Below are 24,134 nucleotides of genomic sequence, written 5' to 3'. Positions count from 1 at the left end.
TCAATTATCCTATCCTATTAATAGATGACAGTTCACAAGTATGTCATGTCGTTGTACAATAATAGTTAAAGCGAAACTTCATCCAGCGAAGTGGTTTTCTTCGCTGGATGTTAGTTGAGCCGAATCGGACATTTACTGGCAGTTGCCCCAACATGTCTTTAAAGTTGTGGGGTCCTACTGCCAGTTACATGCGGGATAAAGCGATGACAGAAAGTAGGGTAAATGCGTTTTGAAAAACATTCAGGACTTAAATATACAAAAGATGTTTTCAGCCGCCGTCTACCAGCGCGGCTTGCAATATTATAATCGCAATCTTGTCAGTGATCTGGTATATGATCGGAATTTTAAAATCTGGTCTGCTGTTGTACATGGGACAGAAGACTATTTTGTGGAGATCAATACGGCCGAACAATCGAGTGGGTCGTTTGAGGTTTCCTGCAACTGTCCGGCATTTGATACGTTTGGCCCGTGTAAGCATATTGCGGCGGTTTTGCTTGAAATCAGCAATAGCCCGATTGATAATCCGGTTAAAATGTCCAGAGATTATCGTACGACCGACTGGCTTCTGAACTCGATCGCCTCATTGGAAACGTATCAGCCGGCATCAGAAGTCACATTACAGAAAATACCACTGCATGTTGAATATTACTGCAGATGGGGATATGAGCGAAATTTGCTGCTGGAATTGAAAGTCGGCGAAAACCGCCCTCTTGTTGTCAAGAATGTTCAGGATTTTTTGGAAGATGTTTTTACCGGCAATGAACATTATTTTACGAAAACATTCACATACAATCCGGAGATTCATTATTTTCATGAGCAGGATTTGCAAATTTTGGAGCTGCTGTATTCTATTTTAAACAATGAGAAAATCTATTTTGACAGAGGAATCTATCGGTATATGGATGCTTCGGAACGATCTGTCGTCATTCCGCCATTAACCGCAAAGCAACTGCTGCAAATGCTGACAGAGCGAGACTTCACCGTCAAAACGTCTGAGGAGGAATTCCAGGATGTCACCATCATGGAAGACGAACTGCCGTTTTATTTTGACTTGACTGAAACGGAGACCGGTGAACTGTCATTACGGCTGGGGGATATCAATTCCGTCACGTATTTTAAGCATTACGGTCTATTGTTTGCACACGGTATTTTCTATTTTCCGGAAAAAGACCAGTTGCCCGTTATTGAACATATCACGGCTGCCAGCGCCCAAAGTAAACAACTGCCGGTCACACCGGAAAAGAAGGATGACTTTATTTCCCGGGTTATTCCATCATTGGAAAAGATAGGTGACGTGCAGATTTCAGAAAATGTGGCGAATGAAATCATTCAGCTCCCGCTCCAGGCCAAGCTGTACCTGGAACTGCGGGACAATTGGGTTGTCGGGCATCTGAGTTATCATTATGGCGACCATGGGATTGATCCATTCAATGGACGCGCGCAGGATGATGATACAATCGTCATTCGGGATGTTGAAAAAGAACAGCAGATTATGAACCTGATTGAACATGCGAATTTCCATTACAATGGCAGGGAACTATATATTGAAATCGATGAAGAAACGTTATATGAATTTTTATTCAAGGTCCTGCCGGTGCTTGATAAATATCTTGAACTGTTTATGACAGATGAGATTCGTCAATTCTTCATGGATCATCAACCATCACCGAGCACGAGCGTCCAGCTGGAATCGTCATCCAATTTGCTGGACATTGGTTTCAATATTGATGGAATCGATGATGATGAAATAAACCAGGTTCTCAATGCGGTGATGGAAAAGAAACGGTTCTATCGCCTGAAGGATGGGGCGTTTTTGTCATTGGAGGGTGATGAATTTGCCTCAGTGAAACAGTTTTTTGATGATATGGATATCCATCAGGAGGACTTGCAGGATGGGAATGTGCAGATGCCCGTTTACCGGGGGACGCATGTGGATGAGTTGATCGATACGTCTAAGCAGTATGATCCGGCATTCCGGCAGCTGCTGAGTCAATTGCAATCTCCGGAAGAGCAAGTTTATCCATTGCCGGAAAACCTGCAGGCAGACTTGAGGAATTACCAGCTGACAGGCTATCAATGGTTTAAGTCATTGAGCAACTACCATCTTGGCGGTATTCTGGCGGATGATATGGGGCTCGGGAAAACATTGCAGAGCATCGCCTATATTCTTTCCGAGTCAGGTGATACACCGCATCTGATTGTAGCGCCGTCCTCAGTCTTGTATAACTGGAAAAATGAATTCGAAAAATTTGCGCCGGATTTGCAGGTCGGGATTCTAACCGGATCGCCCGCAGAACGTGCGAATATGATTGAACAATACGGTGACAGGGATGTTTGGATTACGTCCTATGCGACATTGCGCCAGGATATTGAACATTACCGGGAGAAGACGTTTCAGACACTGATCCTCGATGAAGCGCAATATATTAAAAACTATGCCACAAAAACCTCCCAGGCAATCCGTCAGCTGAAAGCCGGGAGACGGTTTGCCCTGAGCGGTACACCGATTGAAAATTCCATTGATGAATTGTGGGCGATTTTTCAAGTGATTCTGCCAGGGTTAATGCCGAACCAGCGTAAATTTAAACAACTGGAGCATGACAAAATCGCATCGATGACCAGGCCGTTTATTTTACGCCGGTTGAAACAGGATGTCCTGACCGAGCTCCCTGAAAAAATCGAATCGGTACACGTTTCGGAGCTGACGAAAGATCAAAAGGACTTGTACGTTGGCTATTGGCGTCAGCTGCAGCAAGAAGCGGCACAATCGATGAAAGAGAGCGGCTTTCAGCAGAACCGGATGAAAATTTTGGCGGGACTGACACGCCTGCGTCAGATTTGCTGTCATCCGTCCGTTTTCGTGGAAAATTACGAAGGTGAATCAGGCAAACTGAATCAGCTGATGGACACTGTGAAGAATGCGGTGGCAAACGGCAAACGAATGCTGATTTTCTCACAGTTTACCAGTATGCATGAAATTATTATTGAAAAACTGCAGGAACAGGGCATTGACTATTTTTATCTGCATGGACAGACCGGATCGGAAGAACGTGTCCAAATGAGTGAGCGGTTCAATCATGGCGAGAAAAGTGTATTTCTTGTTTCCTTAAAAGCCGGTGGTACCGGGTTGAATTTAACTGGTGCAGATACCGTTATTCTGTATGATTTATGGTGGAATCCGGCCGTTGAAGACCAGGCAACAGGACGTGCGCACCGGTTCGGACAGAAAAACGTCGTCCAGGTGATCCGCCTTGTGACAGAAGGGACGATAGAGGAAAAAATTTATGAACTGCAGCAGAAAAAACGTGAGCTGATTGATCAGGTTATCCAGCCAGGTGAGACGATGCTGTCAAGTCTAAGTGAGGATGACGTGCGCGAGTTGTTGAGTATATGATGCTATTATACGGGTTTACAGAATTGTGAGAAAATATTACAGAATTCACTGAACGCGAAAGCCCATCGTCTTTAGACATGGGATGAAAGTGAGGTCAGATACGGAGCACCACAAAAAAAGGGGTTTGTGGTGCTTTAAGTATCTGAAAAAATCTGAAAAAAATAACGATATTATAAAAATATTCCTTGTCTTCTGATAGGTGGTAAGGTATAATAAAATAAAACATACGTTCCCTTTAGAAGGGGTGCTCACATTGACCAAAACAACATCCCCAACGTTTGTGTTAACCCTTGAATTAGACTATAACACAAGAATGTTTGCTGCCATCACTGATGAATTGGAAATTTGCCGGGTCATATATAATACCGTTCTTGGTGAATACTTGAAACGTGAAAAACAAATGAAACGGGAAAAGACATATAAGCGGTTAATCCGCCAACTGCATGGCGTCAATAAGAAATTGGCAAAAGATGACCATGATGCCTCGCTTATTGATGAAAAGAAAATGATCAATCAAAAGCTTCATCTTTTACGAAAAAAATATGGACTGACCGAGTTTGCTTCACACACGTGGGTAAAGCCTATTCGTAAGCACTTCCATAATAAAGTGAATGCAGCTGTTGCACAAAAAATAGCCTCTCGCGCCTGGCTGACATTCAGTAAAAAACTATTGGGCAAGGCTAAGCATGTCCGCTTTGTTCGAAAAGGGGACATGGAGAGTTTTGAAGGGAAAACGAACACGACAGGCTGGCGATTTATAGATGGATTTCTCGTTTATAAGGATTTGACAACACCACTGAGAATCAGAAAGCATGATGCCTATGCTTCTGAGGTTCTTCACCATTTAGATCAACAAACACCCTTCTCCTATACAATCATATCAGACGGAAAAGAGAAAACGGTACAAGACCGATACGGTAAAATTTGTTCGGATTGTTCAAAAAGAAATAAGAGGGTGCATACGCTATTTTGCTGATTTGGTTATCAGCGGGTATCCGCCATCCAAAAACAGAATGCTTGGAAAGGGAAACGTTGGATTGGATATTGGCACATCAACCCTGGCTGTGTCATCATTAACAAAAGCTGCCTTATTCAATTTAGCGGAACAGGTTCAAGAAATATCACGTGATATTCGATTGGTTCAACGCAAAATGGATCGTTCAAGGCGCGCGATGAACCCGCAAAATTTCAATAGAGATGGCACGATCAAACAAGGAAAGAAAACCTGGATATTTTCCAATCATTATCGGAAGTATCGTGTAAGATTAAAAGAATTGCATCGCAAACAAGCAGTGATTCGAAAATTATCCCACCGTACTTTAGCAAACGAACTTCTCACGCTTGGCGATTACTTTTATACGGAAACCATGCATTTTAAAGCCCTGCAAAAACGAAAGCAGAATACTGAAAGATCCGGGAAAACAGGAAAATATGTACGCAAAAAACGTTTTGGGAAAACACTCGGCAATCGGGCACCTGCCATGTTTATCACCATACTGCGAGAGAAGGTGAAACGCTTGGGCGGCACCTTTGCAGAAGTGAATACTCAGAAGTTCAAAGCCAGCCAGTACTGCCATGTTAAAAATATATACAGCAAAAAGCTGTTGTCACAGCGCTGGCATGTGATTGATGACAATACGAAGCTGCAGCGTGATTTATATTCAGCCTTCTTATTGATGAATGCCAATAAGTCAGGAACCAGACCAGATCGAAGCAAATGTAAGGAAACCTTTCCATTGTTTAAAAACTTGCATGACCAGGCAATACGGGCTATTGTAAACGGCAAAAGAATGATTTTAAATTCGGGAATCAGTGTCAAAAACTAATGCAACACATATGGCGGTGTGATACCACCGGGCTTGTGAAAGTCAAAGATGCGGTCGTTAATGGCAACAGAGGTTGCTTTGGCCGTGAAAGTTCTGAAGGAAATGGTCCCAGTATTCCTGGACAACCCTAAATGTCGAGCACATGCAAATGTGTCTGTGGCTGCCGGCCGGAAGAAGGACAATGGATTCAGAACCCCACTGCTTTAGCTGTGGGAGTATCAGCATACGGTTAACGGCGTATTGAAAGGTGGTAATATGAAACGTCTTTTCAAAGGAACCGCTAAATTTATTGTAGCGAACATTGCTGTTATATTCACAATAATGATCTTGCCCGTATTTCTTATTACCGATTCAGTTCCTATCTATGATGAAGTTTTGAATTATCTATTTAATAATCGATCGCAATGACCATGAAAGGACTGCCCCGAAAGTATGCATAAAAGCAGGGGGGCAGTCATTTTATGTTTGAAGCCAGAGCAGATTGAATTTCTTCAGGTGGTACTTTACGCAGGTGTTATTGGTTTAGCTTGAACAATTTTCGCGGCCGCCCTTTCACATATGGCTTTTCTTCCCCACTTGCTTTAATAACGTTTCCTGCCATCAGCTTTTTAATGGTTCGTTCGGCACTCCGCTTTGTGACCCCATAATATTTGGCGATATCATTGGATGAAAATGGTTCGTTGTTCCGTACTTCAATGAAATCGATAAAATTATAGGATAATTCGTTATTTAATTTGGCCTCATGTATGAGTGAACGATATAGCGCGGATGGGTTGAATTCTTTTTTGACACCGAGCGGTCCGATCATGTCACGCCGTTCATTCACGATATAACATGTTCCTTCGTCTTTATCATCGCTTGCTCTTAGTGCGAGTTTGGCATTGTTTTCGGCCTGTTTTGCTGTCAATCCAAGGCCGAATCCGATATCAACGGGTGTATTCAATTCGTGTTCAATCGTCTTAAGTAATGGAAAATCACGATAATGATTGGTAATATGGTCCAGTATGCCGCGTGTCCCAAACAAAACAAATTGGTTATTATTGTCAGACAGGACGGATGCATGTGTTCTCTGAGCGTAATCCTGTAAAATCCGGTGTAATTTCAACTGCAGTTCCTGTGTATAGAAATCGCCTTGTTCCGATTTGATGGCATCAAAGTTTTTAATGCGGACATACCCGGCAACAATTTGTGCGCTTTGTGATTGGTTGATTGCGGCAATCGATTTGGCTTTTTCAATCGCATGCATAAGATTCAGTTTGGGAATGTGCATGCAACTGGCCGGTACCCCCCTTTCTCTTAGAATCTGTTCGACTTCATGAATGGAGGTCAGGACATAATCAACCTTTTTTCCGTCATAGAGTAATTGATGATAGTCAGCAATCTGTCTGATATTAATGGTGTTATCGCTTCCATAGCTGTACGTATAAATATCATCCTTGTTATTATCAATCTCAAAGAATACCTCGTCTATATGTGTGCTGTCCTGTATATCAATGGAAAGGCGGCTCAATTTTTGGTCGTCATAATGTTTTAATTGATAGAGTGACGTCAGGATCATATATGGATCAAAATCCACCTGAACAGCAGGAAGTCTTTTTTTATCTATGATTTTTTTTGCATATAGATACGGTAATGGGCCCGCAAATAAATAAATATCACACATAAAGGCTTTTTCCACTAATTCCGCGGTTTCCTCTGCCTCATTAAAGGCAAAGGGGTATATCTCAATATCTTCCGTTTCATTAATGAAGCTGTTAAGTCGATTTATGATATCTTTCCTGGCAAACACAGCAATTTTGACTTGCACGATTATTCCTCCTGTCCTGGATTTTGTTATAGAGTGATCGACTTATTTAACGACAAAATTCGTTACTATTATAGTACGGAATTTTCATAATATTGTCAAGAAGTAAAATAGTGAAGTCTTAAGGTTTCAAAACGAATAAAATAGTATTCTCATAAACTTTTAAAGCTTGACATATAATGTGAAAACGGTTTAAATTAAAAGTGGCTTTTATAATTTAATAAAAGGGGGTAATTATGTGAAGAGTCTGAAACTTACGGGGTTTTTACTTATTATTATGCTTTTGGTACTTGCGGGATGCGGCAGTGCACAAAACGGAGAAGGGGAGACCGATGATGGAGGCAGTGATGATGGCGGCGATGACGCTTCAGGTGAAGAGGTCAGTGTAACCCTTGGCACTGGTGGAACAAGCGGTACGTATTATCCACTGGGTGTTGCGATGGCACAGCAGATTTTCGGTGATGTGGAAGGTGTGTCACAGGCACGCGCCGTATCGACAGGAGCATCGGTCACGAACGCTCAGGAAATGGCGAGTGGTGATTACCAGTTAGCTCTGATTCAGAATGATATCGCTTACTACGCCGTGAATGGCGAAACACTTGCGGACTTTGAAGGCAATACGGTGGATAACATGGCCGGTATGGTATCACTGTATCCGGAAGACCTTCAGCTTGTGACAACGGCAGACAGTGATATCAATTCAATTGAAGATCTGGAAGGCAAAAATGTGGCTGTCGGGGACCAGGGCAGTGGAACTGAAGCAAACGCCAATCAGGTTTTGGAAGCAGCCGGGCTCACGTATGATGATTTGACAGCTGAGTATATGGGCTTTGGTGATGCTTCTCAGGGCATGCAGAATGGTACAATTGACGCAGCGTTTATCGTTGGTGGTGCGCCAACAAGTGCGATTCAGGAATTGGGTGCCAATCAGGATGTCCAAGTGCTGTCGATTCCGGATGACGTCATTGAGAGCCTCACTTCGGAATACTCGTATTACACGGAGAAGACCATTTCTGCTGATACTTATTCCGATTACGGTCAACAGGAGGATATCACGACGGTTGCTGTCATGGCCATAATGGTTGTGGATTCGGAGCTGCCGGAAGATGCGGTTTATAACATGACAAAAGCCATGTTTGAAAACCGTGAGGAACTGGAGTCAGCACATTCACGCGGTACAGATATAACATTGGAGACCGCAACAGAAGGTATGTCGATTGATCTTCATCCGGGTGCTGCCCGCTATTATGAAGAAGAAGGTGTCTCTGTCGAATAATTCGTCACCCTTCAATAGATTCAGGAGCCTGCTTAAACGCAGGCTTGTCTTACTCTTAATGATTTTAATAATCATATTCGGCATTTATTGGCTTCGATCAGATGTTCATGTCATGTACGCAAAAGCGGACAATGGCGATGTGCTGATAGCTGAGCGGGTAAATGCCGATACAACGTTTTCATCACGTTACCTTCATTCAGTTGTCAAATGCCCGATTATAGAAAAGTATGAAGTGAACGGCGACTATGAGATGGTTTTAATGGAAAGCTGGAATTGCAGCTTCGGGGCCGGGATTGAAACAGAACCGCCGTCTGGTTCCACTGATCGTATGGAAGATGGGTTTTACGTAATCGATAATATAGACAAGCTGTTTCAGGAAGTGCTTTTTCACCCTGTCAGTATTGCCGAACAAACTATAACAATTGATGGACAAACATGGGATATATCGCGTGAGCCGTTTGTCGGGAGAACATTTTCACTTGTGATTGAACAGGAAAACAGGCTCACATATTTATGGACAAAGCTTATAGAATAACGACTATCATGATAAACAGGAAGGGGGGCTCTTGATGGCTGATTCAAACCTGGATACAAACGTCAGTCAGGAAGAAATGAATGAGAAACTGGACGAGCTGGAGGGCAGTGACCGGAAACTGTTCGGCAGGATGGCAATGTTCGTATTAATTGTGGCTGTTTCTTTTTCATTATTTCATTTATATTCAGCCGGTATTGATATGCTGCCGAACCGTCAGTTGACTGCATTACATCTGGCTTTTGCCTTAACCCTCGTATTTTTGATCTTTCCATATAAAAAGAACCTCGGACAGAGGAAAGTCCCTTGGTATGATACGGTGCTTGCACTGCTCGGTGCATCAACTGGTGTTTATATTATCATGATTTCTGACGTTTTAGTCGGAAAGGTTGGTAATCCGAATGCTTTGGATACGACGATGTCTTTCATTGCCTTGCTTCTCGTTTTGGAAGCAACACGACGCGTCGTCGGCAAACCGCTTGTCATATTGGCCACGGTTTTCATGCTGTATGCGTGGCTTGGTGACATGTATTTGCCTGATTTTCTTGGTGCACGAGCGATTTTGCCTGATGCACTGAACCACTTTGGGTTTACGTGGAATGAAATCGCCGAGTTTATGTACTTGTCCAATGAAGGGATATTTGGTACACCGCTTACCGTTTCGGCGCAATATGTCTTTATTTTCATTTTGTTTGGGGCTTTTTTGGAAGTGACAGGCGCCGGGAAGATGTTTATTGATCTGGCCATGTCACTTGTTGGATCGTTCAAGGGTGGTCCTGCCAAGGCTGCGGTGGTTTCTTCCGGTATGATGGGTTCGATCTCGGGAAGTTCAGTGGCGAATGCTGTGACAACCGGGACGTTTACGATTCCATTAATGAAAAAGACCGGATTCAGGCCGAAAGTTGCAGGCGGTGTCGAGGTCGCTGCTTCTTCCAGTGGTCAATTGCTGCCGCCTGTCATGGGTGCAGCTGCGTTTATTATGGCAGATTTTACCGGCATATCCTATCTGGAAATCGCAGCATCAGCAGCTATTCCTGCGATACTCAGCTATACGGCCATATTGTTCATGGTGCATCTTGAGGCAAGTAAATATAATCTGGTGGGAATCCCGAGAAAGGATCTTGTGTCACCATTGCAGATTTTCGCTGGCCGTGGCTATTTACTGCTGCCGATTGTGGCAATCATCGTGCTGCTAATCATGCGGCTGACACCAATTATGGCTTCATTCATGGCTATTGTCGGGACGATTACGATAGCGTTGTTCTCCTACCGTATGCAGAAGCACTTAGGAGCCGGTTTTCTCGTTTCATTGCTGTTTACCGGGGCAGCCTATGCAGCGCACTTGTTGTTTGGGCTGAATCAGTATGTGACATTTGTGGCAATCGGCAGTTTGCTGTTCGCCTTAATCTGGTATGCGATGGGCAAAAAAGTGAAAGGTGAAAAACAAGAGAAGTTCGGGTTACGGGAATTTATCACTGCGCTGGAGCTTGGTGCCAAAAATGCTTTGAGTGTTGTGGTAGCCTGTGCGACGGCCGGTATTTTGACCGGTGTTGTAACAATGACCGGTCTGGGGCCGATTTTCTCAGGTCTTATCCTGGACTTGGCGAATAACGAGATTCTGCTTGTATTAATATTTACCATGATTGCCTGTATTATCATGGGGATAGGGCTGCCGACAACAGCTACCTATATTGTACTGGCAGCAGTGATGGCACCTGCATTGGTCCAGCTTGACATTCCAGTATTGGCAGCCCATTTATTCGTCTTTTATTATGGTATTTTGGCTGATGATACACCGCCAATTAACCTGCCTGCTTATGCGACGGCTGGAATTGCCAAGGCGGATCCGGTAAGAACGGGTGTGCAGGGTTTCAAATTTGATATGGGTGCTTTATTGCTTCCATTTGCCTTTGTGTTTAACCCGATGCTGATTTTGCAGGATGACACAGCGACATGGATGCAAATCACGCTGAGTGTCATAACGGCATTCGTCGGTATTATTGCCTGGTCAACGTTCATTCAAAGTTATTTATTTACAAAATTCGGCTGGATTGAGCGAATCCTGGCTGTAGCGGCAGCTGTTGTGCTGCTTAATCATACACTTTGGTCGGATTTGATCGGCGTTGGATTGTTTGCTGTGATTATCGTTTATCAATGGTGGAAAAAGAATCGACATGATAAATCCGGTGCGCAGCCTGTTCAGGAAAACGCGTAAGTTATAGGGCTATTTTGCAGCATTTGCTGTGAAATAGCTCTTTTTTAAAAGTTAATAAAGTATACGCGCAACTCCATCATTATTTCGCGCGACACCTTCTCTAAATCGGCAGTATTTACGGCTGTCCGGTACGCAGCAGACGGATTAAAGTAATGATTGAAATTATAAAAGGAAGAACGCAACATTCCATGCTACAATGGTATTAGATTAATAATAGGAAAATGGAGTTTTGGTGAATGGCAGAGGGAAAGGCGAAAACTGATGGCAAAACAGCATGATTTTACACAGGGAAATATATTGAAGCATTTAATTATATTTTCCGGACCACTGATGCTGACGAATTTATTGCAGACGTCATATCAGTTTGCCGATAGTCTGTGGGTTGGCAATTTGCTTGGTGCATATGCACTTGGGGCGGTAGCAATTTCGAGCACAATCATTTTTACAATTCTTTCCTTCGTGCTTGGATTGAATAATGCCGCTCTGACAATCTTATCCCAGCAAAAAGGAAAAGATAATGAATCCGGGTTGAAACGTTATTTGAATGCATTTGTCGTTATTTTAACGATTATTGCATTGGTGCTGAGCACAATCGGTTACGCACTGGCTGAGGAGCTGCTGCAGCTCATGGGCACACCGGAAAATATGCTTGACGACGCGCAGACCTATTTACAGATCAATTTTCTCGGAATCCTGTTTTTATTGGGTTACAACTTTATCAGTACCGTTTTGCGGGCACTTGGGGACAGCAGGACGCCGCTCCGGTTTGTTATGATGGCTGTTCTACTCAATATCATTCTGAATCCGCTGTTTATTGCAGGGCTCGGACTTGGCATTAATGGAGCTGCGTTTGCAACCATTGTCGCACAGGGCAGCGCTTTTCTGTACGGCATCATTTATGTTGGGTGGAAAAAACTTGCGCCATTTCGTACACCATCAATCCCTTCCAGGCAGGAAGTTGGTCTGATATTGAATCTGGGTATCCCGTCCGGCTTACAGATGGCGGTTATTTCGGCCGGGTCAGCAGCGATCATGAGTGTTGTCACTGTTTTCGGCAGCGGTGTTGTTGCCGGTTTTGGTGCAGCACAGCGGCTTGACCGAATTTTAATGCTGCCTGCCCACGCTCTCGGAACTGCGGTTAATAGCATGGCCGGGCAAAACATCGGGGTCAGTGATTGGCCGCGTGTGAAAAAGATTGCCAAGTATGGCGTGCTTTACAACTTTTCAATTATGCTGCTGATAGGCCTTGTCGTTGTATTATTCGCTGAGTTTGGTGTCCGGCTGTTTATCGAGGATGAGGAAGCTGTCGCATTCGGGACAACTTACTTACAAATTGTTGCCTTATGTTATCCGTTTCTGGGGATTAATTTTATTTTGAACGGCATTGTTCGCGCTGCGGGGTCGATGTATCAAGTTCTGGTTTTGAATATCATTTCTTTCTGGGTGCTGCGTTTTCCTTTGACATACCTCTTTTCCGATTGGTTCGGCGACACAGGCATCGCACTTGGAATGGGAGCAAGCTTTTTACTCAGCAGTTTCGCGGCATTTATGTATTACCGGTTTGGGAAGTGGCACCAGAAGGAACTGTTTGTCAGAGGGAAATAGGAGCGGAAATCTATGAAACTATATTTGCGACTGCTCTTTGCCGGTTTAATAGCAGGCGGTTTGATATTTAATAAGAAAGGTAGAGGGATATGATGAAGCGAAAAACGAAACAAGCTATCAAGCAAACAACCATTATTGCGGCCGTTCTGGTCGGCCTGTTTTTCGTGCTTTCCATTGTTTCATTGAAAGAACACCAGGAAACGACCGATCCAACAAATCCGGTCATCAGTGAACACGTTTTAAACTATGAACCGCTTGTGGAAAAATATGCGGCGGAATATGATGTTGAGAACCATGTTGACGTTCTCCTGGCGATTATGATGCAGGAATCCGGAGGGAATGGTAATGATCCCATGCAATCATCCGAAAGTTATTGCGGGTCGCGTGGCTGTATTGAAGATCCTGAGCTTTCCATAAAACAGGGCGTGAAGCATTTCTCCGGAGTTCTGGAGGAAGCTGATGGTGATATAAGGTTGGCCATTCAATCGTACAATTTTGGTGCAGGGTTTATTGATTACGTCCAGGCCAATTCGGGAAAATATACGCAAGAAGCGGCGATTGACTTTTCCCAGGAAATGTATGCTTCGGCTGATGACCAAGCAAAGTTCCGCTGCCCACGTGAAGAGGCTCAGGAAATTGATGCGTGTTACGGCGATATTTATTATGTCCGCGATGTGATTGACTACATGCATACTGTTGCGGGAAAGTAGTACAACAAGACGGTGAAATGGTATGATGAAGATAAATCCAAAAATGGGAGGTATGATGATGCGAAAAGAAATCCATACAGAAAAAGCACCGGCTGCAATTGGCCCTTATTCACAAGCAATCGAGGCAGGTGACTTCATTTATGTGTCCGGCCAAATTGGCATTAACCCGGAAACAGGTGATGTTGTCGAAGGAATAGAAGAGCAGACAAAGCAGGTGATGCAAAATTTGCAGGCAATCTTGACAGAAGCAGGCAGAGATTTTTCACATGTGGTCAAATTCACCATTTATATAGCATCAATGGATGATTTTGCGACAGTCAATGACATTTACGGCAGTTATTTGTCAAAGCCGTATCCGGCACGAGCGACTGTTGAAGTCAGTCAATTACCGAAAAATGTATTGATTGAAATGGATGCTGTTGTTTATACCAATTGATGAAAGAGGTGTCATGATGGAAAACTTTACATATTACAATCCGGTCAAACTGATTTTTGGCAAAGGGCAGCTGGAAAAACTGCCTGAAGAAGTTGCCAGATACGGAAAAAAGGTGCTGCTTGTCTATGGTGGCGGCAGCATTAAACGAAACGGTGTCTATGATAATGTGCTGAGTAAGTTGAATGACATCGGTGCAGAGGTACACGAACTTCCCGGGGTTGAGCCGAACCCGCGTGTTTCCACCGTGAGGAAGGGGATTGACATTTGCAAACGCGAGGGCGTTGACTTCTTACTTGCGGTCGGCGGCGGGAGCACGATTGATGCAACAAAAGCGATTGCCACCGGAGCAACGACTGATGTCGACATTTGGGATATCGTGACGAAAAAGGAACAAGCAACAGACGCACTGCCATTCGGTACAGTATTGACCATTTCTGCGACCGGATCGGAAATGAACCGAGGTTCGGTAATCACCAATTGGGAGACGAAAGAAAAACATGGCTGGGGTTCACCCTATACACATCCGAAATTTTCAATATTGGATCCGGTACACACATTTTCGGTTCCGCGTGAACAGACAGTTTACGGCATGGTGGACATCATGTCACATGTGCTGGAGCATTACTTCCACCAGACAAAAAACACACCAGTGCAGGACCGGTTCTGTGAGTCAATTTTGCGAACGGTCATGGAAACAGCTCCCAAACTGCTTGATGACCTGGAAAACTATGAATACCGTGAGACGATTATGCTGAGCGGCACATTGGCGTTGAACGATATGCTGAATATGGGCTACCGTGGTGATTGGGCAACGCATAATTTGGAGCATGCCGTTTCAGCTGTTCATGATATTCCACATGGCGGCGGCCTTGCGATTATTTTTCCAAACTGGATGAATTATGTGCTGGATGAACAAAATGCAGGGCGGTTCAAACAGCTGGCAGAGCGTCTCTTTGATGTTGATACGGCAGGCAAAAGTGATGATGAGGCTGCACGGGATGGGATTGAAAAACTGCGTGACTTCTGGATTTCAATTGGTGCCCCTGCCACACTTGGCGACTATGATATTGATGACAGCACGATTGAGGAAATGGCTGATAAAACAGTGATTGCCCGTCCTGAGTATGGAAACTTTAAAAAGTTATCAGGATTCGGTTAACATCTTGAAAGCGAGCCTTTGATTGCTCATTTACGACAAATTATTTCCCGGGCAATAATGAAATAAAGATTTTGTCGACTGTACTTTATAAAAAAGAACTGCCCATAAATGCCCGATTCTGTTCAACTAACATTCAGCAGAGAAAAGCACTCTGCTGAATGAAGTTTCACTTTACTGATAAACGGCCAGTTCTTCTTTTATGGCTTCGCGAATTTTGTCCAAACATTCTTCAGGGGTCTTGCCGTAAACGCGGCGATTGTTCACAAGTGCATAAGGCCTGACCCTGCACAAGCCGCAAATAGCTAAACATTCATTCATCAGTACGGCTACCTCTGGAAATTCACTTTCGATAATACCTTCTATATCCAAAGAAGTGATTGCATTTCCGTCACAGACCTCAACAACGATTGCGCCCATAGCTATCACTTTCTTTCTAATTTAATATATATTATGCACTATTATTTTATACCATATTCACACTTCTGTGAAGGGGGTCAGTCCCCCACCGCTTTAACGCATTAACGTGGTGGGGGACTGACCCCTATAAAATCATGTTTCCGTTTTTTTCCGGCATATTCATGTTTATACCAGGTGCCGAGCATTATGGCGCCACTTATAATCAGTAAGGCGCTGGTGACGAAAAAGACGGCTGAAAAGCCAAAGAAGCCGGACAAAGTGCCACCAAGGGCGGGGCCGATAACATTGCCCAGGAATCTTAGGCTCGTATTGTATCCAAGAACTTCACCCTGCATCGCAAGTGGCGCTTCCTGTCTGAGGTAGGCTATGCGCACCGGAATTATACCCCCGATGGAAATACCCAGCAGGAAACGCAAAATGATGAGCTGCCAAATGTTGGTGACAAATGCTCCCGGGAAGTAAACGATCCCGGCCATGAATAACAGGAAAATTAATATTTTAATGTAACCGATCCGATCGCCTAATCGGCCCCAGCGTCTCGCCATCAACAAATTGCCGAGACCTGCTGCTGAGAATGCCATACCGGAGAAGAAAGCTATGTTGACGGGTCCATGGATCTCAGCCACATACAATGAAAGAATAGGCTGAATACTGAAGTGCGCAATCTGCACGAGTGCCGATATGAGCATGACAACAAGCAGAACGGGATGGCCGATAATATGCAGGATGACTTCTTTGCTCGTGTAAGTGGATTGTCCCTCAATGTTTTCTTCACTTTTGTACAGAACTTCCTGTATCCCGAACATCACAAGCAGCCCGGAAAGAAAAATGGTGATGGAAACCCACTTGAATGTCGCTGAATAGCCGAACGTATCAGCCAGAACGCCGCCAAGCAGCGGTCCCATCAGGTTCCCGGTCACACTGCCGGTTTGCAGTGTCCCTAATACCCGGCCGGCGATTTCTTTGGGGGTTTGTGTGGAAATGAGCGCTTGCGACATCGGAATAAAGCCGGTAAATATCCCCATGAACAGCCGCAGGAAAAAGAGTTCCCACACGGAATTGGCAAAGCCCATTAATAAAACAGACAAGCCCATTCCGATAGAGGACAGGATTAATATATTTTTTCGTCCGTATTTATCACCGATTCGGCCCCATATAGGTGAAAAAATAAAAGCCGTACCAAATGTGATACCAAAAATCCAGCCAGACCAGTTTTGGACGTATGCATCCGAAAAGTTTCCGAATTCCTCGATGTATAAAGAAATAAATGGAAGCACCATTGTTAGGCTCCCACCAACAAAGAAATTCGCAATCCACATAATGATGACATTTCGTTTAACATTCTGACTTACGTTGGAGATTATAAGTCCCTTCCTTCTAAAATACTTCGTTACTCTAAATAAATGATATAGGAGATCAGAATAAACTTAAAGTTTAATGCTCACAACGTTATTTTATCCAAATTGCCACATTAACACACAAAAAAATCTATTCAAAACGATCATAAACAGGTATAATGAATCTTAATAACACGTAGATATATATTGGACAAGCAATCAATTTTGTAAAGGAGCAACAATAATGAAACGTTATCTGAAATCAATTGTCACCTTCCTGATATTGGCACTTACGATATTCAGTTTTACGGTACCGGCATACGCTACAAGTGATGGTGCAAATGAGGGCGCTCCAGTCGTTGTATATGGGGATGCCTTATCTGATTCGCAAAAACAACAAGTGGCAGAATTGCTTGAGGTAACTGACCCTGAATCGGTTGAAGAATATACTGTCACCGGAGAGGATCTGGCGAATTATATTGATGGTGATCCAAACTCGAATATGTATTCCTCAGCCAAAATTGTTCAGGAAGAGGAAGGCAACGGTTTATCGATTGATATCGTGACCCCCGATAATATTACCGAAGTTACCACTGAAATGTATGCAAACGCACTCCTGACAGCTGGTGTGGAAAATGCAACCGTTTATGTGGCAGCGCCGGCCCAAGTAACAGGTACTTCTGCGCTGACCGGGATTTATAAAGCTTATGATGCAGAAGGTGAACAGCTTGATAAGGAACGAATGCAACTGGCGAATGATGAACTTGATGTTGCAACCGATCTGGCTGACAATGAAGGATTGGATCAGGAGAGAGTCAGTGAACTGTTGACTGAAATCAAACAGGCAATAGCTGACCAAAATCCTGCTACGAAAGAAGATATTGAGCAGATTGTCGAGGAACAGCTGAACAATCTGGAGATATCACTGAGTGAAGAAGATAGGCAAATGCTTACCGATTTATTTGATCGTATGCGTGATTTGAATATTGATTTTGACCAGGTCAGAAATCAGCTTGAGGATATCGCCTCAAAAGTTCAGGACCTGGTAAATGATGAAGGCTTTTGGAATCAAGTAGAAGATTTTTTCAGTAATTTGTTCAGCATGATTGGCAATTTCTTTGAGGGTGTATTGAATTGATGGCCTTTCTAAAATAGTTTAGAACTTAAAAATAAAGCTGCCGCATCTCTTCCAAAAGAATGCGGCAGCTTTTTGTTTCTAGCTTTATTAATCAGACCTTGGCATGCTGATCGTAACTAGGCTGCATTTCACCTGATTTAATCTTTTCAATGTGGTGACATGCGGCACGGTGTCCTTCGTTCATATGATCAAGGTTCCGCAGTTCCGGTACTTTTGTTTTACAAACCTCAGTCGCAAAAGGGCATCTCGTATGGAAACGACATCCGGATGGCGGTGAGATAGGCGAAGGGACATCGCCTTGTAATACAATCCGTTCTTTTTTATTTTCCGGATCGGGTGTCGGAATGGCTGATAATAAGGATTTCGTGTACGGGTGCTGTGGATTTTCAAACAGCGTTTTCTTATCTGCAACTTCGACAACGTTACCCAAATACATCACAATAATCCGATCAGAAATATGCCGTACCACACCGAGATCATGGGCAATGAATAAGAAAGTTAAGTTAAATTGCTTTTGCAGCTTCTTCAATAAGTTTAATACTTGCGCCTGGACGGAAACATCCAGTGCAGAGACCGCTTCGTCACAAATGATGAGCTTCGGATTGACTGCCAGGGCACGTGCAATGCCAATCCGCTGGCGCTGACCACCTGAAAACTCATGTGGATAGCGATCGATTTGTTCAGCGTTCAGACCGACCGTTTCCAGTAATTCAATCGCCCGCTCACGCTGTTTATCTTTTGGTACAGCCTTTTGGATTTCCATTGCTTCTGTTAGAATTTTTCCGACTGTTTGCCGCGGGTTTAAAGAAGCATATGGATCCTGGAAAATAACCTGAAGATCTTTGCGTCTTTTTCGCATTTGGCTTTTATTAAGTGATAGCAGATCTTCGCCATCAAACTCAATGGTACCATCAGTCGGATCGTCAAGACGAAGAATCGCCCGTCCCGTTGTTGATTTACCGCAACCTGATTCACCCACGAGACTCAATGTTTCACCTTCGTATATTTCAAACGATACGTCATCCACTGCTTTAACGTGGTCAACGGTTCTTCCCAGAAATCCACCTTTAATAGGGAAGTATTGTTTCAGATTATTAATTTTAAGAAGTTCTTTCTGGCTCATGCAAATTCACCTCCGGATCACCGTTCCAACGGTCAGTATAAATCCAGCAGCGGACCTCGCCGCCATCCTCTTGCTTATCAAGCGTTGGTAATTCTTCATGGCAAAGATCTGTTGCAAATGGGCATCTTGGTGCGAACCGGCAGCCTTTTGGCATATCTTTAGGACTCGGAACAGTCCCTCTGATTGGTTCAAGTTCATCCACATCGGTATCGTGCCGCGGAATAGCCTTCATCAAACCCACTGTATAAGGGTGTTTCGGGTTTTTGAACAGCGATTTGACGTCTTGAAATTCAACGACCTTACCACCATACATGACGGCGACATAATCACAGGTTTCGGCGACGACACCAAGGTCGTGTGTGATCATGATAACGGACATGCCCAAATCTTTCTGCAAATTATTGATCAGCTCAAGTATTTGCGCTTGAATGGTTACATCCAGTGCGGTGGTTGGTTCGTCGGCGACCAATAAATCAGGGTTACAGGCCAGGGCCATTGCAATCATGACACGCTGGCGCATACCGCCGGATAATTCATGCGGGTATTGCTTGATACGTTCTTCAGGCGAAGGGATACCGACAAGCTCCAAAAGTTCAATGCCTCGTTTCGTGCCTTTTTCCTTGCCTAGACCTTCGTGAACCTTTAATGTTTCGCGTATTTGCTGTCCAATCGTATAAACAGGATTGAGTGACGTCATCGGTTCCTGGAATATCATGGAGATTTCATTTCCGCGAATGTCACGAATTTCTTTATTACTCGCTTTTGTAAGATCTTTTCCTTTAAAATTTATTTCCCCGCCTACGATTTTGCCCGGCCTTTCGAGCAATTGGAGAATAGACAGTGCCGTAATACTTTTTCCCGATCCGGATTCACCGACAATCCCGAGGGTCTTGCCCTTGGGCAATTCAAAGGAAACACCGTCCACTGCCTTTACTTCAAGTTCATCAGTAAGAAACGAGGTTCTCAATTCGTTTATTTCTAGGATGTTTTGTTCACTCATCATGCTCACCTCTTTCTGAAATCTATTAATCCAGATCAACACGCTTGTTCAGGAATTTATATGAAATATCGACGATCATGTTAACAAAAACGAATACGACAGCTATAACCAGTACGGCCGCCTGAACAACAGGGAAATCCCTTGCCAGGATTCGGTCAATGATTAATTTACCCATCCCGTTAATCGCAAATACGGATTCGGTCAGGACAGATCCGGCAAGCAAACCGCCAAATTGCAGTCCAACAACCGTTACGACCGGGATTAGCGCATTTTTCAATGCATGACGGTAAACGACTACTTTTTCTTTTAATCCTTTGGCCCTGGCTGTCCTGATATAATCCTGGGTCAGGACGTCCAGCATACTGGAACGTGTCATCCGTGCAATGACGGCTGCTCCCATTGTTCCTAAAGTGACAACCGGCATAATGACTTGTTCAGGTGTTCCCCAGCCGGTTGGCGGCAGCCAGCCCAAATTGATGGAGAACCATTGCATTAACATAAGTCCCAGCCAGAAGTTCGGCATCGATAACCCGAATAAAGCGACCAGCATGATAGCAATATCTGAAAATGTATATTGTCTGACGGCAGAAACGATACCTGCAATCAGCCCCATGAATATACTAAAGATCGTACTGTATAACGCTAATTCAAATGTGACCCAGAATTTCGGCCACAGCTCATCTGTTACCGGCAGACTTGTTCGCCAGGAGTTTCCGAATTCCAGCATCGCGGCATCTGTTACAAAATTAAAATATTGCGTTGGAATCGGGTCATTTAATCCGAGCCGTTCTTCAATTTGCTCTACTGTTTCTTTGGGCACGCCTTCACCGGCAATAATATGGGCAGGATTACCGGGCGTCAGGTGCATCAAAGAAAATACCAGAATTGTAACACCTATCAGAACAGGAATGGTCTGTAATATTCGACGGACTATAAACTGAAACATGTTTGCACCTACTTTCTATTTGTTCATTTTGGGATCTAGTGCATCCCGCATTCCATCACCCAGTACATTAAATGCCAGCACAATCAGCATAATTACCAAACCCGGGAATAGAGCGATATGGCCGGCATCCCACATATAATCACGTCCATCACTTAATATGGCACCCAGTTCAGGTGACGGCGGCTGTGCACCCATTCCCAGAAAGGACAGGCCACTTGCAGACAGTACAGCAGTCGCGATGTACAGACTTGCCTGAACAATAATTGGTGACGAGATGTTTGGTAAAATATGTTTAAATATAATTCTGGCATCCGATGCGCCCAATGCTTTCATAGCATCAATGTATTCCAGGTTTTTCGTTGCCAGCGTCGATCCCCGGACAATCCGTGCAAAAGTTGGTATCGCCGAAATGGCTACTGCAAGAATCACGTTTTGCGTATTGGCCCCGAGTATACTGACTAAAGCAAGTGCCAGGAGAATTCCCGGGAAAGCCAGTAAGATATCCATCAGACGCATAATAACCGCATCAACTTTTCCGCCATAGTATCCGGATACAATACCAACCAGGACACCTGTGACACCACCCAATAGTGTGGAAAAGAAACCGATGGTCATCGTTATCGAAAGCCCGTGAATAATTCTGGTGAAAATATCCCTTCCGTGGTTATCCGTTCCAAACCAATGCTCGGCTGATGGTCCCTCAAGCTTGGCACCATAATCCGGCTCAACTGGATCAAAGGTCGTTAAAAACGGCCCGACAATCGCAATAATGATTAGAATGATAATCAGATAACCGCCGACTAATGCGCTTTTGTTTTTAGATAATTTATAATAGAACTCTTTCATAGACCTTTTCATAGGACTATCTACCTTCTCAGGTTTGTTGTTAGACTCTCTCGCTGGCTCTGCGCTCATGTTGTTACCCCCTTATTCTAAAGTAAAATAAATTTGATAAGAATCTGAATTTTTAAAAGGTAGATGGACTACTTAAAAAAACAGTAATGTTCTTACATATTACAATAAGCGTCCCAGTTCATCAAATTTTTTTGTTTTCTGACATACGATGTCGCCATACCCCGAAAAATGCTGAATGGTGTCGAATAACAAGTCATTATTAGTCTGCTTAATTATAAGTATATTATCCTAGTGAGGTTTAATACCAATACGATCGAATATGTGTGAAATGGCGTTATAGAGATATGGCAATTAAAGTTCCTTTTATAGAAAAAGATTATACCATACGCAATGCAGGGGTTGGAAGAACCTTTAGGATAATTTTTTAAATAATTTTAGGTAAAAGGAATTAGTTTCCTATGTCTTATGACTATCTCAGAAGGGGGATTTCATATCAATTACAAATGATAGAATGGTATAACTCGCCATATGACAGTTTCATCAATTAATTATTTTAATTTTATACAAAAACTCTTGCAATTTGTCGAAATTTAGGATACTTTGTTGAAATATAAACTTTCTCAATCATATTCTTTTTCAAATTAAACACAACAGGAGGTATTAAAACTATGAAATCAGGAAAGTTCATATGGGTTTTTTCATTTTTGCTTGTCATTACATTGGGACTGTCGGCTTGTGCCGGTGATGGTGAACGGGATGAGGGTGCAAACGAGACAGGAGCTGATGCCGGTTCAGCCTCAGGCGGTGACTTAACCATTGCGATTGGCTCTGATGTTGTCACGCTATCACCACATGGCGCGAACGATATTCCGTCCAGTAATGTGCACGAAAATATTTATGAAACCTTAACCGTAATGGATGAAAATGGGGAAATAGGGCCCGGACTTGCAGAAGAATGGGAAGAAGTGGATGGTACGACCTGGGATTTCCATTTACGTGAGGGTGTAACATTCCATGATGGCGCCGAATTGACTGCAGACGTGGTTAAAATGAATTTTGACCGTTTGATGGATGAGGCTATTGGTTCGCCGCGTGCATTTTTGGTGGAAGCTGTTGAAAGCGTGGAAGTCCAGGACGATTATACGGTCCGATTTAATTTGAAATACCCTTATTCACCGCTTTTGGCTCACTTGGCCCATAATGGTACATCAATTATGAGTCCAAATGTCATTGAAGAGGATTATGCCCAAATGGAAGAAGGCGGCGATGTGGATGCACACATCAACCAGAATCCGGTCGGAACCGGTCCCTTTAAATTTGAAGAGTGGACACCTGGGGAAAGTGTGGTCGTAACGCGTTATGAAGATTACTGGGGAGAGAATGCCAAACTGGGCTCGGCAACGTTTAAGGTTGTTGAAGAGCAAAGCACACGTCTTGCTGAGCTGGAAACGGGCACATCAGACGTGGCTGCCGCTGTTGGCCCTGATAACATATCACGAGTGGAAGGTATGGCAAATGCCAATTTATTGCAGGAACCGAGTATATCCCTGTCTTATATCGGATTTAATACCCAAAAAGAGCCGTTTGATGATAAACGGGTCCGTCAGGCGGTTTCCATGGCTGTTGATAAAGACGAAATCATTGAGGGTGTATACAATGGTGTTGGGACCCCTGCTCCGAGGCCATTGGCACCATCAGTTTTTGGGTATGATGATTCAGTTGAAGGGTTGGAATATGATCCCGAGCAGGCACAGGAGCTGCTTGCTGAAGCCGGGTATGAGGATGGTTTTGAAACGACAATCTGGACAAATGACAGCGAACAGCGTGTGGACACAGCCGTAACTGTCCAATCACAACTGGCGGATATTGGTATTGACGTGGAGATTGAAGAGCTTGAATGGGGGGCCTATCTGGAAAGAACAGCGAATGGTGAGCATGATATGTTTGTGCTGGGTTGGTCCAACTCGACAGCAGATGCTGACTATGGCATGTACCCGCTGTTCCATTCGTCACAACAAGGTGATCCGGGGAACCGCTCATTTATAGACAATCAGGAACTTGACGAACTTCTTGAACAAGCCCGTCAGGAGACAGACCCTGAAGCACGCCAGGAGCTATACTCACAGGCACAGGAACTGCTCGTGGAACAGGCACCCATGATATACGTGCATCACAAGGAATTCCTGCTTGGTGTGGACGATTCCGTCAAAGACTTCGGTATCGACGTTCAGGGACACTATCAAATTAAAGATGCTTATATTGAACAGTAAGGATTTCACAAACCGGTAACAAATACACTAAGGGAGACGGATCCGAAAGGGTAAAAACCTGTCGGATCCGTCTCTTAATGTTAATAATTGA

18 protein-coding genes and 1 pseudogene are annotated in these 24,134 nt (G+C 43.8%); 12 read left to right on the top strand and 7 right to left on the bottom strand.

Features of this window, described 5'->3' with window-relative positions; translation table 11 throughout:
• Positions 1 to 229: 229 nt before the first annotated feature.
• From Len3610_RS14220 to Len3610_RS14210, 3 genes are all read left to right on the top strand, one after another.
• Complete coding sequence (locus Len3610_RS14220) at positions 230 to 3,394, top strand: DEAD/DEAH box helicase (RefSeq protein WP_176448539.1); 3,165 nt, start codon at positions 230 to 232, stop codon at positions 3,392 to 3,394.
• A gap of 253 nt (positions 3,395 to 3,647) precedes the next feature.
• On the top strand, positions 3,648 to 4,370 hold the full coding sequence (locus Len3610_RS14215) for a hypothetical protein (RefSeq protein ID WP_176448538.1): 723 nt from the start codon (positions 3,648 to 3,650) through the stop codon (positions 4,368 to 4,370).
• A gap of 61 nt (positions 4,371 to 4,431) precedes the next feature.
• On the top strand, positions 4,432 to 5,220 hold the full coding sequence (locus tag Len3610_RS14210) for a hypothetical protein (RefSeq protein ID WP_176448537.1): 789 nt from the start codon (positions 4,432 to 4,434) through the stop codon (positions 5,218 to 5,220).
• A gap of 514 nt (positions 5,221 to 5,734) precedes the next feature.
• On the opposite strand, the gene Len3610_RS14205 is transcribed toward Len3610_RS14210, so the two are convergent.
• On the bottom strand, positions 5,735 to 7,027 hold the full coding sequence (locus tag Len3610_RS14205) for a helix-turn-helix domain-containing protein (protein ID WP_176448536.1): 1,293 nt from the start codon (positions 7,025 to 7,027) through the stop codon (positions 5,735 to 5,737).
• A gap of 235 nt (positions 7,028 to 7,262) precedes the next feature.
• On the opposite strand from Len3610_RS14205, the gene Len3610_RS14200 reads away from it, so the two are divergent.
• From Len3610_RS14200 to Len3610_RS14170, 7 genes and pseudogenes are all read left to right on the top strand, one after another.
• A complete protein-coding gene (locus Len3610_RS14200) occupies positions 7,263 to 8,300 on the top strand; it encodes a TAXI family TRAP transporter solute-binding subunit (protein WP_255259631.1) in 1,038 nt (345 codons plus the stop codon).
• 112 nt (positions 8,301 to 8,412) lie between these two features.
• Positions 8,413 to 8,835 (top strand): DUF1850 domain-containing protein, encoded by a 423-nt coding sequence (locus Len3610_RS14195; protein WP_176448535.1) that lies wholly within the window; start codon positions 8,413 to 8,415, stop codon positions 8,833 to 8,835.
• Positions 8,836 to 8,869: 34 nt separating this feature from the next.
• Positions 8,870 to 11,047, top strand: coding sequence for a TRAP transporter permease (locus Len3610_RS14190; RefSeq protein ID WP_176448534.1), 2,178 nt, complete (start codon positions 8,870 to 8,872; stop codon positions 11,045 to 11,047).
• 261 nt (positions 11,048 to 11,308) lie between these two features.
• A complete protein-coding gene (locus Len3610_RS14185; RefSeq protein ID WP_176448533.1) occupies positions 11,309 to 12,652 on the top strand; it encodes an MATE family efflux transporter in 1,344 nt (447 codons plus the stop codon).
• A gap of 89 nt (positions 12,653 to 12,741) precedes the next feature.
• Positions 12,742 to 13,362 carry a lysozyme family protein gene (locus tag Len3610_RS14180; protein WP_369693584.1) on the top strand — a complete coding sequence of 207 codons (621 nt, stop codon included), beginning with the start codon at positions 12,742 to 12,744 and terminating at the stop codon, positions 13,360 to 13,362.
• 58 nt (positions 13,363 to 13,420) lie between these two features.
• The gene (locus tag Len3610_RS14175) at positions 13,421 to 13,798 is read left to right on the top strand and encodes a RidA family protein (RefSeq protein ID WP_176449689.1); all 378 of its coding nucleotides are present in this window, start codon (positions 13,421 to 13,423) and stop codon (positions 13,796 to 13,798) included.
• A 16-nt stretch (positions 13,799 to 13,814) separates the two neighbouring features.
• Positions 13,815 to 14,979 (top strand): annotated as a pseudogene (locus Len3610_RS14170) (iron-containing alcohol dehydrogenase).
• A gap of 149 nt (positions 14,980 to 15,128) precedes the next feature.
• Here Len3610_RS14170 and Len3610_RS14165 read toward each other — a convergent pair.
• Together Len3610_RS14165 and Len3610_RS14160 are read right to left on the bottom strand one after the other, a co-directional pair.
• A complete protein-coding gene (locus Len3610_RS14165; RefSeq protein WP_176448532.1) occupies positions 15,129 to 15,374 on the bottom strand; it encodes a YuzB family protein in 246 nt (81 codons plus the stop codon).
• A gap of 101 nt (positions 15,375 to 15,475) precedes the next feature.
• Positions 15,476 to 16,693: an MFS transporter gene (locus tag Len3610_RS14160; RefSeq protein WP_176448531.1), complete on the bottom strand. Its 1,218-nt coding sequence runs from the start codon at positions 16,691 to 16,693 to the stop codon at positions 15,476 to 15,478.
• 262 nt (positions 16,694 to 16,955) lie between these two features.
• Between Len3610_RS14160 and Len3610_RS14155 the strand changes: the two genes are divergently transcribed.
• On the top strand, positions 16,956 to 17,849 hold the full coding sequence (locus tag Len3610_RS14155) for a DUF1002 domain-containing protein (RefSeq protein ID WP_176448530.1): 894 nt from the start codon (positions 16,956 to 16,958) through the stop codon (positions 17,847 to 17,849).
• A 91-nt stretch (positions 17,850 to 17,940) separates the two neighbouring features.
• Here the strand turns inward: Len3610_RS14155 and Len3610_RS14150 are convergent, their stop codons facing one another.
• The 4 genes from Len3610_RS14150 to Len3610_RS14135 are packed head-to-tail and all read right to left on the bottom strand — an operon-like array spanning position 17,941 to position 21,776.
• On the bottom strand, positions 17,941 to 18,972 hold the full coding sequence (locus Len3610_RS14150) for an ABC transporter ATP-binding protein (RefSeq protein ID WP_176448529.1): 1,032 nt from the start codon (positions 18,970 to 18,972) through the stop codon (positions 17,941 to 17,943).
• Positions 18,950 to 19,972, bottom strand: a complete 1,023-nt coding sequence (locus Len3610_RS14145) for an ABC transporter ATP-binding protein (protein WP_176449688.1) — start codon at positions 19,970 to 19,972, stop codon at positions 18,950 to 18,952. The genes Len3610_RS14150 and Len3610_RS14145 overlap by 23 nt, the downstream gene beginning before the upstream one ends.
• A gap of 25 nt (positions 19,973 to 19,997) precedes the next feature.
• Complete coding sequence (locus Len3610_RS14140; RefSeq protein ID WP_176448528.1) at positions 19,998 to 20,918, bottom strand: ABC transporter permease; 921 nt, start codon at positions 20,916 to 20,918, stop codon at positions 19,998 to 20,000.
• Between the two features lie 15 nt (positions 20,919 to 20,933).
• A complete protein-coding gene (locus Len3610_RS14135; protein WP_255259912.1) occupies positions 20,934 to 21,776 on the bottom strand; it encodes an ABC transporter permease in 843 nt (280 codons plus the stop codon).
• Between the two features lie 665 nt (positions 21,777 to 22,441).
• On the opposite strand from Len3610_RS14135, the gene Len3610_RS14130 reads away from it, so the two are divergent.
• The gene (locus Len3610_RS14130) at positions 22,442 to 24,043 is read left to right on the top strand and encodes a glutathione ABC transporter substrate-binding protein (protein ID WP_176448526.1); all 1,602 of its coding nucleotides are present in this window, start codon (positions 22,442 to 22,444) and stop codon (positions 24,041 to 24,043) included.
• The last annotated feature ends 91 nt before the right edge of the window (positions 24,044 to 24,134 follow it).

This window comes from Lentibacillus sp. CBA3610 (genome assembly GCF_013373365.1).
GTDB lineage: Bacteria > Bacillota > Bacilli > Bacillales > Amphibacillaceae > Lentibacillus.
This window is presented reverse-complemented; position numbering and strand designations above follow the sequence as displayed.

Excerpts from the sequence above, each read along its gene's own strand:
- Len3610_RS14135 (WP_255259912.1), bottom strand. The coding sequence starts at position 21,776 with ATGAAAAGGTCTATGAAAGAGTTCTATTATAAATTATCTAAAAACAAA.
- Len3610_RS14185 (WP_176448533.1), top strand. The coding sequence starts at position 11,309 with ATGGCAAAACAGCATGATTTTACACAGGGAAATATATTGAAGCATTTA.
- Len3610_RS14180 (WP_369693584.1), top strand. The coding sequence starts at position 12,742 with ATGATGAAGCGAAAAACGAAACAAGCTATCAAGCAAACAACCATTATT.
- Len3610_RS14145 (WP_176449688.1), bottom strand. The coding sequence starts at position 19,972 with ATGAGTGAACAAAACATCCTAGAAATAAACGAATTGAGAACCTCGTTT.
- Len3610_RS14195 (WP_176448535.1), top strand. The coding sequence starts at position 8,413 with ATGTACGCAAAAGCGGACAATGGCGATGTGCTGATAGCTGAGCGGGTA.
- Len3610_RS14150 (WP_176448529.1), bottom strand. The coding sequence starts at position 18,972 with ATGAGCCAGAAAGAACTTCTTAAAATTAATAATCTGAAACAATACTTC.
- Len3610_RS14190 (WP_176448534.1), top strand. The coding sequence starts at position 8,870 with ATGGCTGATTCAAACCTGGATACAAACGTCAGTCAGGAAGAAATGAAT.
- Len3610_RS14160 (WP_176448531.1), bottom strand. The coding sequence starts at position 16,693 with ATGTGGATTGCGAATTTCTTTGTTGGTGGGAGCCTAACAATGGTGCTT.
- Len3610_RS14175 (WP_176449689.1), top strand. The coding sequence starts at position 13,421 with ATGCGAAAAGAAATCCATACAGAAAAAGCACCGGCTGCAATTGGCCCT.
- Len3610_RS14165 (WP_176448532.1), bottom strand. The coding sequence starts at position 15,374 with ATGGGCGCAATCGTTGTTGAGGTCTGTGACGGAAATGCAATCACTTCT.
- Len3610_RS14140 (WP_176448528.1), bottom strand. The coding sequence starts at position 20,918 with ATGTTTCAGTTTATAGTCCGTCGAATATTACAGACCATTCCTGTTCTG.
- Len3610_RS14130 (WP_176448526.1), top strand. The coding sequence starts at position 22,442 with ATGAAATCAGGAAAGTTCATATGGGTTTTTTCATTTTTGCTTGTCATT.
- Len3610_RS14155 (WP_176448530.1), top strand. The coding sequence starts at position 16,956 with ATGAAACGTTATCTGAAATCAATTGTCACCTTCCTGATATTGGCACTT.